This is a genomic window from Nocardia sp. NPDC101769 (assembly GCF_044766925.1).
Taxonomy (GTDB): Bacteria; Actinomycetota; Actinomycetes; order Mycobacteriales; family Mycobacteriaceae; genus Nocardia.
Window position 1 is genome coordinate 57,579 of the sequence record NZ_JBIWMX010000016.1, and the last position, 17,489, is coordinate 75,067.

Genomic DNA, 17,489 nt, shown 5'->3' on the forward strand with positions numbered 1-17,489 from the left:
AGGAGCGACCCCATGACGTCGAGCACCGACGCCACCAGTTCCGATAGCGCTCGATCCGCCCGGCCCGAAAAGCCCGCCGCCGAGCGCCGCGTGCGTCCGGATCGCCCGCGGTCGGAAGCACCCGTCGCGCCGCGGGAGCGCACCGCGCGACCGGTGAAGCGCAAGTCCGAGGGACAGTGGGCACTCGGGTACCGCGAGCCGCTCAATGCCAACGAGCAGAGCAAGAAGGACGACAACCCGCTCAACGTGCGGGCGCGCATCGAGAACATCTACGCCAAGGGCGGATTCGACTCGATCGACAAGAGCGATCTGCGTGGCCGCATGCGCTGGTGGGGTCTGTACACCCAGCGTGAGCAGGGCTATGACGGCACCTGGACGGGTGACGAGAACATCGACATCCTCGAGGCCCGCTACTTCATGATGCGGGTGCGCTGCGACGCCGGTGCCCTGAACCTGAAGCAGCTGCGCACCCTGGCGCAGATCTCCACCGAGTTCGCGCGCGACACCGCGGACCTGTCCGACCGCGAGAACGTCCAGTACCACTGGATCGAGATCGAGAACGTGCCGGAGATCTGGCGGCGGCTCGAAGCGGTCGGCCTGCAGACCACCGAGGCGTGCGGCGACTGCCCGCGTGTGGTGCTGGGCTCGCCGCTGGCGGGTGAATCCCTCACCGAGATCATCGATCCCACCTGGGCCATCGACGAGATCGTCAAGCGCTACATCGGCAAGAAGGAATACTCCAACCTGCCGCGCAAGTTCAAGACCGCCATCTCCGGTCAGCAGGACGTGGTGCACGAGATCAACGACGTCGCCTTCGTCGGCGTCGTGCACCCCGAGCACGGCCCGGGCCTGGACCTGTGGGTCGGCGGCGGCCTGTCGACCAACCCGATGCTGGCCCAGCGCGTGGGTGTGTGGGTGCCGCTGAACGAGGTGCCCGACGTGTGGGAGGCGGTCGTGTCGCTGTTCCGCGACTACGGCTACCGACGCCTGCGCACCAAGGCCCGCCTCAAGTTCCTCGTGAAGGACTGGGGCATCGAGAAATTCCGCGAAGTGCTCGAAACCGAGTTCCTGAAGCGGAAGCTCATCGACGGCCCGGCTCCGGAGCAGCCGAAGCGGCCCATCGACCACATCGGGGTGCAGAAGCTGCGCAACGGGCTGAACGCGATCGGCTTCTCCCCCATCGCCGGTCGTGTCTCGGGCACCATCCTGAGCCAGGCGGCCGACGCGATCGAGCGCGCGGGCTCCGACCGGATCCGTTTCACCCCGTACCAGAAGCTCATCGTGCTCGACGTCCCCGACGACAAGGTCGAGCGGCTGATCGAGGAGCTGGAACCGCTGGGGCTGCACGGCCGTCCGTCGCACTGGCGGCGGAACCTGCTGGCGTGCAGTGGTATCGAGTTCTGCAAGCTGTCGTTCACCGAGACCCGCAAGCGGTCGCAGGTGCTGGCGCCCGAGCTGGAGACCCGGCTCGCGGATATCAATGCCGACCTGGACGTGCCGATCACGGTGAACATCAACGGCTGCCCCAACTCCTGCGGCCGGTCCCAGATCGCCGACATCGGTTTCAAGGGCCAGCTGGTCGACGACGGCGACGGGAATCAAGTGGAGGGCTTCCAGGTTCATCTGGGCGGCTCCCTTGGGCTCGACTCCGGCTTCGGCCGAAAGCTCCGGCAGCACAAGGTGACCAGCGAAGAGCTGGGCGACTACATCGAGCGCGTCGTGCGCAACTTCATCAAGAGCCGTGATGAGGGTGAACGTTTCGCGCAGTGGGCGGTCCGAGCCGATGAAGCAGACCTGCGGTAGTTGGGAGAAACATCAATGACCACAACGAAACTCGCGGAATCCGAGCTGCGCGCCCTGGTCGAGAAGGGCAATGCCGAACTCGGCCCGAACGCGACCGCGCAGGAACTGCTGCAGTGGACCGAGGACACCTTCGGCGCGAATTACATTGTCGCGTCGAACATGCAGGACGCGGTGCTGGTTCAGCTGGCCGCCCAGGTGCGCCCGGGCGTGGACGTGCTGTTCCTCGACACCGGCTACCACTTCGCCGAGACCATCGGCACCCGTGACGCGGTCGAGCTGGTGTACGGCGTGAACATCGTCAATGTGCAGCCGGAACACAGTGTGGCCGAACAGGATCAGCTGCTCGGCAAGGATCTGTTCGCGCGGGACGCCGCCGAATGCTGCCGCCTGCGCAAGGTGGTGCCGCTGAAGAAGTCGCTGACCGGGTACAACGCCTGGGTCACCGGCATCCGCCGGGTGGAGGCGCCCACCCGCGCCAATGCGCCCTTGATCTCCTTCGACGAGGGCTTCGGCCTGGTGAAGATCAACCCGATCGCCGCCTGGTCCGACGAGGAGATGGCCGCCTACATCGAGGCGAACGGCATCCTCGTGAATCCCCTTGTCGAAGAGGGATATCCGTCCATCGGTTGCGCTCCGTGCACGCGGAAGCCGGAACCTGGATCCGATCCGCGATCCGGCCGCTGGGCCGGGCTCGCCAAGACCGAATGCGGGTTGCACGCATCATGACTTCCATCGCTGCATCTGATCTTCTCGCTCCGCCCGGGGCAGAATTCGACACTCTGGCCGCCCTGGAGTCCGAGTCCATCCATATCTTCCGTGAGGTAGCGGGCGAGTTCGAACGCCCCGTCATTCTCTTCTCGGGCGGTAAGGACTCCACGGTGCTGCTGCACCTGGCGATCAAGGCCTTCTGGCCCGCGCCGTTGCCGTTCGCGCTGCTGCACGTGGACACCGGGCACAACCTGTCCGAGGTCCTCGACTTCCGTGACAAGGTGGTCGAGAAGTACGGGCTGCGACTGCATGTCGCATCGGTGGAGGAGTACCTCGCCGACGGCCGCCTGCAGGAGCGCCCGGACGGGATCCGCAATCCGCTGCAGACCGTGCCGCTGCTGGACGCCATCAACGAGAACCGCTTCGACGCGGTCTTCGGCGGCGGCCGGCGCGACGAGGAGCGGTCCCGCGCCAAGGAGCGCATCTTCTCGCTGCGCGATGCCTTCGGCCGCTGGGACCCGAAGCGGCAGCGGCCCGAGCTGTGGAACCTGTACAACGGCCGGCATGCTCCGGGCGAGCACGTCCGCGTGTTCCCGATCTCGAACTGGACCGAGCTGGACATCTGGCGCTACATCGCCCGCGAGGACGTGGAACTGGCCAGCATCTACTACGCCCACGAGCGCCCCGTGTACCAGCGCGACGGCATGTGGATGACCCCCGGCGTGTGGGGCGGTCCGGCCGACAACGAGGAGCTGCTGATCAAGTCGGTGCGCTATCGCACCGTCGGCGACGGATCCACCACCGGCGCAATCATTTCCGACGCCGCCGACAATGACGCGATTCTGGCCGAGGTCGCCGCGTCCCGGCTCACCGAGCGCGGCGCGACCCGCGGCGACGACCGAGTGTCCGAGGCAGCGATGGAAGACCGCAAACGAGAGGGTTACTTCTGATGTCCGACCTATTGAGACTGGCCACCGCCGGATCGGTCGACGACGGCAAGTCCACCCTGGTCGGACGGCTGCTGTACGACACCAAGTCCGTGCTGGCGGACCAGATCGACGCGGTGACCCGCGCCTCGGTCGACAAGGGTCTGTCCACGCCGGACCTGTCGCTGCTGGTGGACGGCCTGCGCGCCGAGCGCGAGCAGGGCATCACCATCGACGTGGCGTACCGCTACTTCGCCACGCCCAAGCGGTCTTTCGTGCTCGCCGACACCCCGGGACACGTGCAGTACACCCGCAACACGGTGTCCGGCGCGTCCACCGCGCAGCTGGTGATCCTGCTCGTCGACGCCCGCAAGGGTGTCATCGAGCAGACCCGCCGGCACGCCGCGGTCATGGCGCTGCTGGGGGTGCCGAAGCTGGTGCTGGCCGTCAACAAGATCGACCTGGTGGACGATCCGGCCGGCGTCTTCGACAAGATCACCTCCGAATTCGCCGAGCTGACCGCCAAACTCGGCTGGTCGGCCGACGATGTGCAGGAGATCCCGGTCTCCGCGCTGCACGGTGACAATGTCGCCTCGCGTTCGGAGAACACCCCGTACTACGACGGGCCCTCGCTGATCGAGCACCTGGAGTCGGTGCCGGTAGACGCTGACGTGCACGGCCGCCACCAGGTGGGCCTGCGTTTCCCGGTGCAGTACGTGATCCGGCCGCGCACCGCCGAGTACCCGGACTACCGCGGCTACGCGGGTCAGGTCGCGGCGGGCGTGGTGTCCAAGGGCGACGAGGTCGTGGTGCTGCCGTCCGGCACCCGCACCACCGTCGAGCGCATCGACACCCCGAACGGTGAACTGGATTCGGCCCAGCCCGGCCGCAGCGTCACCCTGATCCTGGCCGACGACGTGGACGTCTCGCGCGGTGACGTGATCGCCGCCGCCACCGGCGCCCCCGAACCGATCGAGGCCTTCGACGCCACCGTGTGCTGGCTCGGCGACAAGCCGCTGCGCCCGGGCGCGCGCCTGCTGCTCAAGCACGGCACCCGCACCACGCAGGCCATTGTCGGCGCGCTGCTGGAGCGTTTCGACGAGCAGCATCTGGCCGCCGATCCGGATCCGGAGTCGCTGTCGCTCAATGACATCGGTCGCATCTCGGTGCGCGTGGCCGACCCGATCGTGGCCGACGACTACAGCGTCAACCGCCACACCGGCTCGTTCCTGCTCATCGACCCCGCGGGCGGCAACACCCTGGCCGCGGGCCTGGTCGGCGACGCGCTGACCGCGGTCGAGGTCGGGGCCTGAGATGAATCCGCCCGGCAGCGGCGCAGTTCCGGCCGTCCCGCCGGGCGGAGCGTCCGGGGCGCTGTCCACGGTGCGCGGCGGCCCGGCCCGCCCCTTCCGGATCGAGGACGCGCCCGCGCTCATCGCCGTGGCGCACGGCAGCCGGGATCCGCGCTCGGCCGCGACCATGCGGGCCGTGGTCGCGCGGATCGCGGCCCAGCGGCCGGATCTCGATGTGCGCCTGGCATTTCTGGATCTGAGCACGCCCTCGGTGGATCAGGTCGTGGATGCGGTTGCGGCCGACGGGCATTCGCATGCGGTTGTGGTTCCACTGCTGCTGGGCAGCGCCTTTCATGCCCGGGTGGACCTGCCCGGAATGCTGGAGGCCGCTCGCGCCCGGCATCCCCGGCTACGGCTGACCCAGGCCGAGGTGCTCGGCCCCGATCCGCATCTGATCATCGCCCTGCGGGATCGCATCGTCGAGGCCATGACCGCGGACACCTCGCCCGTGACCTTGACCGACGTCGCCCACGGCGTGAACCGGCCCGCCGGTCCACGCTGGGGCGTTGCCGTTGCCGCCGTGGGCTCCTCATCCGCGGCCGCCAATACCCGCACCGGCGACGTGGCACGGCTGCTGACCGCGATGACCGGCTGGGACACCGAAATCTGCTTCGCCACCACCGAACCCACGGTGCAGAAGGCGTTCGCCCGGCTCCGGGCCCGCGGCGCGGACCGAATCCTGGTCGCGCCCTGGTTCCTGGCCCCGGGCCTGCTCACCGACCGGCTGCACGACGCCCTGCCGGAACTGCCGCACGCCGAAACCCTTGGCGCGCACCCGCTGCTGGCCGAAGTGGCCCTGGACCGGTACGCCACCGCCGCCCTCCCCCTCGAACTCTCGGCCTGACCGAACCTGCCGGCCCGCCGGTCAGCGGAAGATGTCGTTGATGAGGTCGTCGCCGAGACCGAAACCGGCGCCCATGGCCATGGCGCTGCCGAAGGAACTGCCCAGGAACCGATGCAGCATGCCACCGCTCTGCGGTGCGGCGTAGCCCTGGGGGTAGGCCGCTTGTGCGGCCGGATAGGCCGGTTGCTGGTACTGCGGCTGCTGGTACTGCGGTTCGGGGTAGCCGGGAGGCGGGTATCCGGGCTGCTGCGGATATCCGGCCTGTGCGACCTGGTTGACGTGATTGTCCACGAGCTGGTGCACCGACTGCAGCAGCTGCGCGGTCTCGTTCTCCTCCTGACGGACGGAGAGGGTGGCTTCCCTGAGGTCCAGCAGCCACTCCCGGGCGTTCTGGTCCCCGGCCGCCGCAGCAGCCTGCAGCTTGCCCGCCAGCGTTTCGATCAGCTGTGCCGTCTGTTGCGCCTGCTGCTGCAGGGCGGCCCAGCCGCGGTCCACGGTTTCAGCGTCCATGTCGCCCGATGCTACGCCCGGATGACCGGAAGCCCTGGTCAGCGCGACTGGGCGGCGGGGTCGGCGATCGGCAGGTAGGGAATCAGCGAGTGGGCGAGGTTGGCGATGGTCAGAGACTGCAGCCAAACTCGGCCGGGGCCGGTGAGCGCGGCGAGGAACAGCCCGTCACCGCCGAAGAGAACATTGCGAATGCCTTTGACCATGGTGATGTCGAAATTCACCGAGGCGTCGAACAATCCGACATGGCCGGGGTGGACACGGAGGGTTTCGCCTCGGGCCAGGTCGTATTGGACCACCTCTCCGGAGAGTTCCACCCAGGCGTAGCCGTCACCGCTGAGCCGCTGCAGGGTGAAGCCCGTACCGCCGAAGATGCCCGCACCGAGGCGGCGCTGGAAACTCAAGGCCACACGGACATCGCCTGCGGCACAGAGGAATCCGTGGCGGTGCACCAGGTATTCGCGGCCCTTGCCGATCTGCACCGGCAGGATCTGGCCGGGGAGTTTGGCGGCGAAGGAGACGCGGCCAGGATCGCGGTGCGCGGTGTACTCGGTCATGAAGAGGCCGGCGCCCGCCATAGCACGGCGGACCGCGCCGAAGACGCCGCCCGCGGCGCCGCGGGTGGAGGTGCTGAGGCGGATGGAATCGGTCATCCAGGAGAGCTGGCCCGCCTCGGCGATGAGCCGGTCGCCCGGATCCAGCGCAACCTCGAGCACCGGCATGACGGTCCCGCGAATCCTGGCGTCCATCAGGTTCTCCCCTCCCGCGCACGACAACTCACACCAGTGTGCCTCGACTCGGGCGGCCACGGGCCGGTTGCCGACTTGCCACCGGGCTCACCTTCTTAGTAGTTTAGGCTTCCCTTACTTACTAGAAGGCTCGGCAATGCTCCAGACCAGTGACGCCCGGTACCGCACCGGGACCGCGGCACTCCCGCACGATTCGTGGCGAATCGTGTCCGCCGCCGCGCTGCTGGCTACCGGCGCCCTCGCGGCCGCCGTCTGGATCGCCGCCCACGTCACCGCCAGCCCGGCCGTGCACACCGGCGGGCTGTTCATCCACCTGGCCTCATTGGTGGTGGGCTTCGGCGGCGTGCTCATGGCCGATTCCTTCGTCTTGCGGTGGGCCGCAGGACGTCTCGGCCTGGCCGAGACCCTGCGGGCGGTCGGCCGCCTGCACGTGCCGATCTGGCTGGGCCTGGCCGGACTGGTGGCCAGCGGCTGCGTCCTCGAACCGAATCTCGCCTCCACCATGACCCGCACCAAACTGGCGCTGGTACTCGTGCTGACGCTCAACGGGATTCAGGCGTGCGCGCTCAACCGCTGCCTGCAGGCCCGCGGCGAGAGCCCGCTCACGCCACGGCTGCTGGCCTGGGGCACGGCCACCGGACTGGTGTCGCAGCTGTGCTGGTGGGGCTCGACCGTCATCGGCTTCCTCAATGCACAGCGCTGAACGACCGCCCGATACGCTGGGCGAATGATCAAGGCTGCGGTATTCGATGTGGGCGAGACGCTGATCGACGAGACGCGCATCTGGTGCCGCTGGGCCGATCGGCTCGGCGTGCCGCGCTTCGCGTTCCTGGGCGTCATCGGCGGCATGGCGGCCACCGGGCGGCCGCTCACCGACGCCTTCGAGCTGGTGCGGCCGGGCATCGATATCGAGGCCGAGCAGATCGCGTGGGCCGCCGAGGAACCGGAGAGCCTGCGCAACAACTTCGACGCCGACGACCTGTACCCGGATGCGCGCCGGGCGCTCGGCGAGCTGCGGGCGCGCGGAATCACCGTGATCATCGCGGGAAACCAACCGCCGCAGGCGAAATCGGCACTGGAGCGGATGGAGCTGCCGGTGGACGCGGTGTACACCTCGGCCGAATGGGCGCTGGAGAAGCCGGATCCAGAGTTCTTCGCGCGGGTCGCGGAGGTGGCGGGGGTCATGCCCGGCGAGATCTGCTACGTCGGAGATCGGGTCGACAATGACGTGCTGCCGGTCCTGGCGGCGGGCATGATGCCGGTGCTCATCCGGCGCGGGCCCTGGGGTTACCTGACCGCCGAGCAGCCCGACGCCGCGCGGGCGACGGTCGTCGACGGACTCGACGAGCTACCGGATCTGCTCGCGCCCGCCTGATTCCGGCTGGATGACACAACAAGCGTGACGGCCGTTTTCCGCCAGCGGCCACTCTCCCTGCAGCGTTGACTATGACATGTCAACGAAAATCGCTCTACCGCAAGGGGAATGCAGTCATGACGGATGCACGATTCGAATCCAAGGTCGTTCTGATCACCGGCGCCACCTCGGGGGTCGGTGCGGCCGTCGCGCGGCGAATCGCCGCCGAAGGCGGGGCCGTGGTGCTCGGGGCACGCGGCAAGGACGCCGGTGATCGGATGACGGAGGAGATCCGCGCCGCGGGCGGACGCGCGCTGTTCGTGCCCACCGACGTCACCGTCGAAGCCGACGTGGAACGGCTGACGGGGGCCGCGATCACCGAATTCGGCCGCCTGGACGCGGCTTTCAACAATGCGGGCGCGGTCAATGCCTTCGGTCCGGTGCAGGACATCGACGAGGCCGGGTGGCGGGCGGATCTGGAACTCAACCTGACCGCCGTCTATTACGGCCTGCGCCACCAGGTTCCGGCGCTGGCGGCCGGCGGTGGCGGCGCGATCCTCAACAATGCCTCCAACCTCGGCGTCGTCGGCATGGCCCAGGTCGCGCCCTATGTCGCCGCCAAACACGGTGTGGTGGGCCTGACCCGGGCCGTCGCCATGGAAGCGGCCGAGCGGTCCATCCGCGTCAACGCACTGGTCTCCGGCGCGGTCGACACCCCCGCCTTCCGCGCCTCCATGGGCGCCACCCCGGAGGGCGAGGCCGCCATCGCCGCCCTGCACCCCCTCGGCCGCATCGCCCACCCCGGGGAAATCGCCGCCTTCTGCGCCTACCTGCTCAGCGACGAGGCCAGCTTCATCACGGGCGCGGCCCTCGCCATCGACGGCGGCTTCACCGCCCGCTGACCCGCGACTGGCCCACCACCGCGCCCGGGCACAGAAGCGCTGGGTGGGCCGGTCACTTTCGACGATGGGCACGCGGACGTCGCGGGTCCGCTGCTTCCTCATCGCCGGTCCACGAGGGCGAGCTGCCGCTCGCCAGGGCCCCGGGGACGAGGTGGGGCGGGTTGGTCAGTCCCGCCGGCCACCTACGTCACCGTGGGGAGCAGGCCGATGGCGAGACGCCACCGCCCGACCTCCCCCGCAACCCCCACCGGCGTGCGGGACAACACACCCGACCGGGGGTTTGCCGAAAAGCCTTCGCCCACAACGAATCGAACGCACCATGGGTCCGGCGTCCGAATGATGCAGGCGCCCATCGAAGATCAGCGCCGCCAGGAGGCCGGCCGGATCGACGCCGCAGCCGGATGACCCCCGCCGACGGGATGCACAGTGCCGCAGGAGATCAGTGGTGGCCACCGCCGCCACCTCCGCCCTTGCCACCGCCACCCATGCCACCGCCCATGCCGCCGTGGCTGCCGCCTGGTGAGGAGCCGCCGGGCCTGCCCGTGCCGCCGCCCTTGGTGGAGCCGCCGCCGTACGCGTTGCCGCCGGTACGGGTGCCGCCGCCAGTCGAGCCGCCCGGGGAACCGCCACCGGGGGTCGAGCCGCCGGGAGAGGTTGCGCCCGCGCCGGTTCCGCCAGGTGTCGAGCCACCGTGGTTCGGGCCACCGGGATCGGAACCATCAGGGATCGAGCCACCATGGTTGGCACCACCCGGAGAGCCGCCCGTGTTGGCTCCCACCGGGTCGCCGGTTGCGCCGCCGGGAGTGCTGCCGCCACCGCCTGCGGGGGTGCCGCTGCCGGGGATCGAGGTGCCGGGATTGCCGCCGGTGTTGGTTCCACCGGTGGAAGTGCCCGGCGTGGAACCGCCGGGGTTCGAACCGCCCGCGGTTCCATCGCCCGGTGTTCCACCCGGGGTGCCGGGTTGGGTTCCGCCCGAAGTACTTCCGGGAGTTGCGCTGCCGGGATGACCTGCGCCGGGCTGGTCGCTGCCGGGTTGACCGGTGCCCGGTTGACCCGAGCCGGGCCGGCCACTCCCGGGCTGACCCGCGCCGGGTTGACCGGTACCAGGCTGACCCGCGCCGGGTTGCGTTGCGCCGGAGAGGGTTCCGCCGGGGAGGGTGCCGGGGGCACTGACCTTGGGGACCTGGCCGGAGAAGGAGCCGACGGTCCAGCCGATGGGGGCGGGGTTGGGGAACGGGAGGGGGTTGGTGAACTGCGCCGGGTTGCCGTAAGTGCCGATTGTGCCTGTGACAGTGCGGGTTTCGCAGTGGGTGCCGCCGCCGGTGGAGTCGACGGGGTGGCCGTTGACCCAGGTGGGGGTGACGGTCGGGGCCAGCGGGGAGTATCCGCGGACGGCTGCCACGGTGGCGATGGCGTGGGAGCCGGTGCCGGGCGGCGCGGCGACTTCGTCGAGGACGACGACATCGTGGGTGCCGAGGGCCACGGTACCGGAGGACGGTTCGGCGGGTTCGGGCGCGGCCTGGAGTCCGGGCGGTCCGGCGACGGACCCGCCGAGCACGGTGGCGGCGGACATCGCGAGCGCGGAAGCCACTGCGGCGCCCGAGATTACGGCGGCGCGGGGGGCGTATCGGGCGATGGCAGAGCCGGTGTCCACGCTGTGAAAGGCCGCGATGGACGCACCCACCGCCGCGGTGTTGGCCGGATCGGGCGACATGACGACCGGGCGGCCCAGATCCGACAGCACGCGGGACACCTCGGCGGGGCGGGCCGCGCCACCGATCAGCAGGACCCGGTCGATCTCCTCCATGTGCAGACCGGCGCTGTCTACGACCGAGCGCACCAGCCGTAGCGAATTGCGAATGTGCCAGCTGCGCAGGCGATTCGTGTCGGCGGCGGGCACCACGGCCGAGACGGGCTGCGTCGAGCCGGGCGCGATGCTGCGCGCGTAGCGGGCCAGCAGGGCGCCCAGCGGGCGTCCGCCGTAGTCTTGCGAGCGTTCGACCCGCCCGAGGATGCCGCGTTCATCGCGATCGGACTCGGTGCGCACGACCGCTATGTCCAGGGCGTTCCCGCCGAGGTCGTAGACCAGGGTGAGCCCGGATTCGGAGATGCCGTATTCCTCGTCGAGCCATTCCACGGCCGCCACCGGCTCGGGCATGAGCGTGACGTCGGCGGCGCCGGACCAGTCCAGTGCCCGCCGCAATCGCGTGACGTGTTTGTCCGAATAGCAAGCGGGATAGGTGGTTACGGCGGGGGCCTCGGGGGCGTTGGTCTCGATGAGCCCGTTCACCACGGCCGCCACCAGGTCTGCCGGAGACCAGATGCGACCACCGATGACCACCGGGTCCGGCTCGGTCGTGAGATCGGCGAAGTCGGTGACCACCGGGGCGAACCGGGGAATGCCCCCGATCTGCGGTCCGCCGGCGCTGTCGAAGGTGACGGCGGTCCGGCGAACGCGCACCGCGGGCCGGTGCCGATCACCGGCCGTGGCCGCCCAGACCGAGTTCACTGTGCCGATGCTCATGCCAAAGCCAACTGTCATTGCCATCCCGTCAACGCACCGAGACCACGGCCCACGGGCATACCAACCATGTGGTCGCGGTCGTTTTCCAAACAGCGCGTTCAGGTTAGCTGTCGTTTGCGGTACCTGAATCTCGAATCGGGAGAAAAGATTTCGCGTCCAGTAGCGAAGATGGCAAATCTACTGGTCAGGCAATACTGCGAGCAAGATCGAATCCGACCGCACAATAAAAGCAACCGAACAGTCCTTCTTAATGGCTACGATTCAGCGAACCAATAGTTCATACCAACCGGTAGGCGAGGAGTGTCCGAAAAATAAAACCGCAACGTCAGTGCGGTGGTGTGAATTACCGATCACTGGTCGGTAGCTGCCCCGGATTACCCCGCGTGAGCCGCTTCACCTTCCGTGATTCGCGATGAAATCTTCTCTACTCCTGCAGATGTCGCCGCGAGCAAACACGGCATTACAACTCGCACAACACCATCGGTACAGTGCATCCAGACGGCTCCCACGATTCGCAACCGATGCGCGACCGGATACGTTGCCCAGCACAAAAAGTCATCATCGACGGCACGAGAAGCCGTCCGAGGTAGAGGAACACCGGCTGCGGAAGGGGGCGAAACGGCGAAGGCCACCGCACGCGCAGGGGGTTGGCGGGCGGCGGCCTTCATGGGCGGCACTGACAAGGGGCGGGTCAGCGGCGCACCATCAGGGGAAGCTTGCGGCGGGGGCGGTTGACCGCGCCGCCACGGACGGCGTGCGGCTGACGCTCACCGACCAGTCGATCGAAATCGCCTGCACTACACGCGGGTCGGGCCAGGCGGCCGACATTGAAGTCGTTCACCAGCTGACGCACCGTCTGCTGCGCACACGACTTGTTGGTGCCGATGAACCCGGTCGGACCGCGCTTGATCCAGCCGGTGACATACGCACCGGGCACCACCGAGCCGCCGGACTCCTCGAGCACCCGGCCGTCCAGATTCGGGATGACCCCGGCCCGCTCGTCGAACGGCACGCCCGGCAGCGCCACGCCCCGGTAGCCCACCGAGGTGAGCACCAGCCCGGCCTCGAGGGCCCCGACATCGCCGGTCGCCACCGCGTGCACCGCACCGTCATCACCGGTGACGAGCTCGTTGCGCACCACCTCGACCCCGGTCACCCGGTCCACGCCCGCGATGGCGGTGGGCGCCGAGAGGTACCGGAACACGATGCGCTTGCGCCCGCCGATCGGCCGATCGGCCAAGCCGCGCAACAGCTTCAGCTTGTGCTCGACCTTCTGCGACATGCCCTCGACGATCTCGGGAATCTCGCCCTCGACCACGATATCGACGTCCGCGCCCAGCAGACCGACGAATTCCGGCACAGTGAAGGCGGATTCGGCCGGACCGCGTCGCCCGAGGATCACGACCTCCTCGATATTGCTGCGCCGCAGGGCATTCAACGCCCGCTGCGAGACATCGGTGCCGACCAGCAGCTCCGGATCGGCGGTGAGAATCCGCGCGACGTCCAGCGCCACATTGCCGTTACCCACGATCACCGCGCGCCGGTGCGACAGGTCGAAGAACCGGCCCGCCTGATCCGGGTGCCCGTTGTACCAGGCCACGAATTCGGTGGCGGAGGTGCTACCCGGCAGCCCCTCCCCCGGAATCCCGAGTTTACGGTCCGAGGACGCGCCGACCGCGTAGATCACCGCGTGGTGGTGCGCCAGCAGTTCCTCGTGCGAGACATGCTGTCCCACATTCACATTCAGATAGGACCCGAAGCCCGGCTGCGCCGAGATCACGTCGAAGAGGTCCCCGACCTTGCGGGTCTTGGTGTGATCGGGCGCGACACCGAAGCGGGCCAGGCCGTAGGGCGTGGTCACCTTGTCGAACACTGTCACGGAAACACCGGGCTGCGTGAGCAGTTCGTCGGCCGCGTACATGGCCGAGGGCCCGGAGCCGATGACCGCCACCCGCAGCGGCTCCCGCCCGGGCTTGACCTCCGCGGCCGGAATCGGCTGCGCCAGCAGCGGCCGCGGCCGCTCCTGCCGGTAGAAGTCGGCATTGATCTCGATGAACGGCATCTGCTCGGAAGTCAGCTTCTTCGACGACGTGATGGCGTCCACCGGGCACGCGGTGGCGCACGCCCCGCAGTCCACGCAGGCCTGCGGGTCGACATAGAGCATTTCCGCGGTCAGGAAGTCCGGCTCATCCGGGGTCGGATGGATGCAGTTGACCGGGCAGGCGTAGACGCAGGACGCGTCGCTGCAACAGGATTGGGTGACAACGTACGGCACTGTACGTCCCCCTGCCCTACGCGGCCTTGCCGGAGCGGATCGGCTCCGAGCGGTAGCGCGAGGCGGGGCCGTCGATGCCGAGCAGCTTCCAGACCCGCTTGGAGATCGGGTTCATCAGGCCGATCTCGTGAGCCAGCGCGCGCACGTCGATGAAGTAGTCGCTGAAGACCTGCTTGGCCTCCTCGGAACCGTAGAACAGCTCCTTGCGCACCTGCGCCGGAATGTCGAATTCCTGGAAGAACTTCTTCGGCGGGGTCGCGATGGAGCGGCCCAGGATGAACATGACGATCGGCATGGCGATCGAGAGGATGAAACGGTTGGCCGCGTTCTGCGCCGGCACATGGTGCTTGAGGAACTCGTGCGCGAAGGAGATGTGACGCGCCTCCTCGGCGACGTGAATGCTCATGACGCCGCGCATGATCGGGTGCACCTCCTCACCCGAGCGCAGGATCTGCTTCTGGATGTGGTCGATCGGCTCCTCGCCGGCGAGCACGGCCATGAAGAAGAGGTTGGGGAACGCGATCGCGACCGGCACGCCGAACAGGCGCAGCTGCCGGACGAGCGGGCCCATGCCCGGGACGTCCGCGCCGATGCGGTTCACCATCTCCTGGAACATCAGGGTGTGGTTGAGTTCCTCGGCCATCTCGTGGGTGCAGTAGCGGAATTCCGCGTCACCGTTGGGCAGCGAGAAGGTGTGGTTCACCATGCCGCTGATCAGGATGGACTCGAACTGCAGGCCGACCTTGGCGATATTGGCCTGCCGGTACTTGCCGACCTCGATCTGCCGCTCCACCGGGAGCGACTGGTACCAGTCGTGGCGGCCGAGGGGGTCCGCGGACTCCGGCAGGATCCAGCGCTCGGGGCGGGCGTCGGCGTCGAAGTCGGGGTTGTCCCAGTCGATGTCTTCGTAGGGGTCGAAGTGCTTGTTCACCGACCCTTCCGAGAGCAGCAGCAGCTTGTTGGCGTACTCCTGAGCTTCGGCAACCACGGGGTCGTCAAGGGGGGTCGTGGTCGGAGACATCGTCGTCACCTCTCCAGTCAGTGGCGTTATGTGTACCCCATAGTTACACCAAACAGGAGAGGCGTCAACAGCCCGTTCGCAAGATGCTTGCACGAGTTAGCGGCGATTAGCACGGGGGTGCCGCGGCGAACCGGCGAGTAGCAGGACAAATGATCACTTCAGAGCGCTGCCACCCAGGTGATCGGCTCGGCCACCACGGTGGCCCGAGTGAGGCCGACACCGTCGAGGGCGGTGCGCAGATCGGCCATCAGGGCGGCGGGGTATCCGGCCGGATGGGTCACCGCGATTCCCGTTCCGGGCAGGTGACGGCGAATCAGCCCGCGCGCGTTCGGATCGCGGAATGTTTGCCTCATATCGGCATTTTCGCCCGATACGGGACAGCAGATGCCGAACGGTTCGTATGGGGCTGAGGTAGACGAACGTCCCCCGCTCCGGAGGATTCGGAGCGGGGGCGACCCGCGATGGCGGTTCGAACTACTTGGTGGCCGCGCTACTTGGTGGCCGCGCTCAGCAGCGTGCTGCCCAGCACCGACACCACGGTGTAGGCCAGGTTGACCAGGCCGGAAGCGAGACCGGAGTCGCCCGTGAGCATATTGGCCAGCGGGCCGAGGAACTTCACGGCCATCTGCATCAGCGTGCTCACGGAGTTCACGTTCAGACCGTTGGACTTGGAGTTCTTGTCGATCACAGGGGCCTGCGGGCCCAGAATCGACTGTGTGCCCAGGCGATCCGGCGTGGCCGGAGTCCCCTGACCGCCCAGGGTGCCCGGCGATTGCCATTGCGGCGCACGCTGATCCGCGATCGGCTGGACGGCGGGGTTGGTCTGCGCGGGCTCTGCCGCCTGCGGCTGCGTTCCCGCCTGGGGTGCGGTCTGCGGCTGGGTACCCGGCTGCCCCGGCGTCTGCGACTGTCCCCAGGAGTTCATGAGCTGTTCGGCGAGCTGCTGGAAGAACTGCGGGCCGACCTCGAAGCCGGGCACCGCGTTGCCTGGCTGCTGCGCCGGAGCCGGATTGCGTTGCGCCGGAGCGGGAGCCGTCGGCGCGGACAGCTGACCCTGTCCCGGCTGACCCTGCCCCGGCTGACCCTGCCCAGGCTGACCCTGCCCTGGCTGGGCCTGCCCTGGCTGACCCTGTCCCGGTTGCGTCTGTCCCGGTTGCGCCGGAGCAGCCGGAACGGTGGTCTGGGGCGCCTGCGCCGGAACCACCGTCCGCGGGACCTGCGGGACTGCGGCCTGCGGAGTCGGCGCCACGGCTTGCGGCGTCTGCGCCGAGGCGGGGGCCTGCGAAGGCTGCGTCGGGGCAGCCTGCGGCGTCCGGGCGGGCTGCACCGGAACCTGCTGTCCCGGTTGCGTTCCCGGCTCGGACGCCTGCCCGGTGTCGGCGGGCACCGGCACGCCGAGCAGGTAGGACGCGATCCCGGTGGTGATGGTGACGGCGTGCTTGAGCTGCCCCTCGGGAGTTTCCAGCTGCTGCGCGTCCTCGGCATTGGCGCCGTTGCCCATTTCGAGGAACACGTCCGGCACCGTGGTCAGCGCGGGCCCGGCGATGTCGGAGCGGGTCTGAAGTCCGTCGACCGCCCCGTTGTAGGTGGCGACCTGATACCCGCTCTGCACATAGGCATCTCGCATGACCTTGCTGGCGGTCAGCCCGGCGCCGGACTGCACCTCGTTGACCTTGGCGTCGGCGACGGGCAGCGCCGGCACGATGAGGTGGAAGCCGCGCCCGTCGGCGGGACCGCTGTCGGCGTGGATGCTGAGGGCGATATCGGCGCCGGAGGCATTGGCGGCCTTGGCCCGATCGTCGATGCAGCCACCCCAGCCGATGTCATCGGGACGACTCATGACCACGTGTGCGCCCAGGCCCTCGAGCGAGGTGCGCACCAGCTGCGCGACATTCCAGTTGATGGTGTGCTCTGCAATGCCGTGCAGGCTGGTCATGCCGGTGGTCTCGCATGCCTTGGTGCCACCGCGACCATTGCTGACCTGCTTGTTCTCATCCTGAGTGTGATTGGGGCCCTGATGGCCGGGGTCCAGGAAGATGGTCTTCCCGGCGAGCTTCTGGGGCAGCTCCGGCAGCGCGGGTGCGGCCAGGGCGGCGACCGGGACGATCCCGGCCACGGTGGTGATGGCCGCCGCGGTGACGACGGTGAAGATTCCGGCCTTAGTGATGCTTGGCTTCATAAGCGGACGGCGCTCGGGGCGGAGCGCCCCTCCCTTCCCACTAGTAACACCAGACCCAGCTGTTCACTCTGGCAACATCAGTTACTCTATGGCAAGCTTCGTGATGGAACCGTTACTAGTGGTCAGACGTCCGAAAATCACCATCCGGGCACCACCGGCCGCAATGGGCAAAGACCACTGCGCCCACTATCCCGCACTCGGCAGCCCTACCCGGGCGACGCGCCACACGGAACCCGCCCCCGCACATCGTGGCGTGCGGGGGCGGTCAGGTCGGTGCTGAGAGCGGGCGGCGCTATACGCCCCGAGCCGAGCTCGGGGCGGCTCGATACTCTCCCCGGCGTCGAG

The 17,489-nt window shown here is 68.6% G+C and carries 15 protein-coding genes; 8 read left to right on the forward strand and 7 right to left on the reverse strand.

All coding sequences use genetic code 11. From position 1 onward, the window contains the following. Positions 1-12 precede the first annotated feature (12 nt). The 5 genes from ACIRRA_RS24275 (at position 13) to ACIRRA_RS24295 (ending at position 5,633) form a co-directional block, all read left to right on the forward strand. On the forward strand, positions 13-1,803 hold the full coding sequence (locus tag ACIRRA_RS24275; RefSeq protein WP_402772095.1) for a nitrite/sulfite reductase: 1,791 nt from the start codon (positions 13-15) through the stop codon (positions 1,801-1,803). Positions 1,804-1,818: 15 nt separating this feature from the next. Continuing rightward, positions 1,819-2,529, forward strand: a complete 711-nt coding sequence (locus tag ACIRRA_RS24280) for a phosphoadenylyl-sulfate reductase (RefSeq protein WP_354835471.1) — start codon at positions 1,819-1,821, stop codon at positions 2,527-2,529. Further along, a complete protein-coding gene (cysD, locus tag ACIRRA_RS24285) occupies positions 2,508-3,461 on the forward strand; it encodes a sulfate adenylyltransferase subunit CysD (protein ID WP_402772098.1) in 954 nt (317 codons plus the stop codon). Before ACIRRA_RS24280 ends, cysD begins: the two co-directional genes overlap by 22 nt. Continuing rightward, positions 3,461-4,750 (forward strand): sulfate adenylyltransferase subunit 1, encoded by a 1,290-nt coding sequence (locus tag ACIRRA_RS24290; protein ID WP_402772100.1) that lies wholly within the window; start codon positions 3,461-3,463, stop codon positions 4,748-4,750. The genes cysD and ACIRRA_RS24290 overlap by 1 nt, the downstream gene beginning before the upstream one ends. Before the next feature lie 166 nt (positions 4,751-4,916). Beyond that, positions 4,917-5,633: a sirohydrochlorin chelatase gene (locus tag ACIRRA_RS24295; protein ID WP_402772469.1), complete on the forward strand. Its 717-nt coding sequence runs from the start codon at positions 4,917-4,919 to the stop codon at positions 5,631-5,633. A gap of 21 nt (positions 5,634-5,654) precedes the next feature. Here ACIRRA_RS24295 and ACIRRA_RS24300 read toward each other — a convergent pair whose 3' ends face one another. Next, positions 5,655-6,143 carry a hypothetical protein gene (locus tag ACIRRA_RS24300; RefSeq protein ID WP_402772102.1) on the reverse strand — a complete coding sequence of 163 codons (489 nt, stop codon included), beginning with the start codon at positions 6,141-6,143 and terminating at the stop codon, positions 5,655-5,657. A gap of 38 nt (positions 6,144-6,181) precedes the next feature. Next, a complete protein-coding gene (locus ACIRRA_RS24305) occupies positions 6,182-6,889 on the reverse strand; it encodes a TIGR00266 family protein (RefSeq protein ID WP_357004287.1) in 708 nt (235 codons plus the stop codon). Positions 6,890-7,025: 136 nt separating this feature from the next. On the opposite strand from ACIRRA_RS24305, the gene ACIRRA_RS24310 reads away from it, so the two are divergent. The 3 genes from ACIRRA_RS24310 (at position 7,026) to ACIRRA_RS24320 (ending at position 9,145) form a co-directional block, all read left to right on the forward strand. After that, a complete protein-coding gene (locus ACIRRA_RS24310; RefSeq protein WP_402772105.1) occupies positions 7,026-7,592 on the forward strand; it encodes a hypothetical protein in 567 nt (188 codons plus the stop codon). Positions 7,593-7,616: 24 nt separating this feature from the next. Beyond that, positions 7,617-8,264 (forward strand): HAD family hydrolase, encoded by a 648-nt coding sequence (locus ACIRRA_RS24315; RefSeq protein WP_402772108.1) that lies wholly within the window; start codon positions 7,617-7,619, stop codon positions 8,262-8,264. Between the two features lie 116 nt (positions 8,265-8,380). Then, the gene (locus ACIRRA_RS24320; protein WP_402772110.1) at positions 8,381-9,145 is read left to right on the forward strand and encodes an SDR family NAD(P)-dependent oxidoreductase; all 765 of its coding nucleotides are present in this window, start codon (positions 8,381-8,383) and stop codon (positions 9,143-9,145) included. A gap of 439 nt (positions 9,146-9,584) precedes the next feature. On the opposite strand, the gene ACIRRA_RS24325 is transcribed toward ACIRRA_RS24320, so the two are convergent. From ACIRRA_RS24325 to ACIRRA_RS24345, 5 genes are all read right to left on the reverse strand, one after another. Next, on the reverse strand, positions 9,585-11,669 hold the full coding sequence (locus ACIRRA_RS24325) for a hypothetical protein (RefSeq protein ID WP_402772112.1): 2,085 nt from the start codon (positions 11,667-11,669) through the stop codon (positions 9,585-9,587). A gap of 691 nt (positions 11,670-12,360) precedes the next feature. Then, on the reverse strand, positions 12,361-13,944 hold the full coding sequence (locus tag ACIRRA_RS24330) for an FAD-dependent oxidoreductase (RefSeq protein ID WP_402772115.1): 1,584 nt from the start codon (positions 13,942-13,944) through the stop codon (positions 12,361-12,363). Between the two features lie 16 nt (positions 13,945-13,960). Further along, positions 13,961-14,965: a diiron oxygenase gene (locus tag ACIRRA_RS24335; RefSeq protein WP_402772118.1), complete on the reverse strand. Its 1,005-nt coding sequence runs from the start codon at positions 14,963-14,965 to the stop codon at positions 13,961-13,963. A gap of 158 nt (positions 14,966-15,123) precedes the next feature. After that, positions 15,124-15,318, reverse strand: coding sequence for a hypothetical protein (locus ACIRRA_RS24340; RefSeq protein ID WP_402772121.1), 195 nt, complete (start codon positions 15,316-15,318; stop codon positions 15,124-15,126). A 137-nt stretch (positions 15,319-15,455) separates the two neighbouring features. After that, positions 15,456-17,144: an N-acetylmuramoyl-L-alanine amidase gene (locus ACIRRA_RS24345; RefSeq protein ID WP_402772124.1), complete on the reverse strand. Its 1,689-nt coding sequence runs from the start codon at positions 17,142-17,144 to the stop codon at positions 15,456-15,458. Between the last annotated feature and the right edge of the window lie 345 nt (positions 17,145-17,489).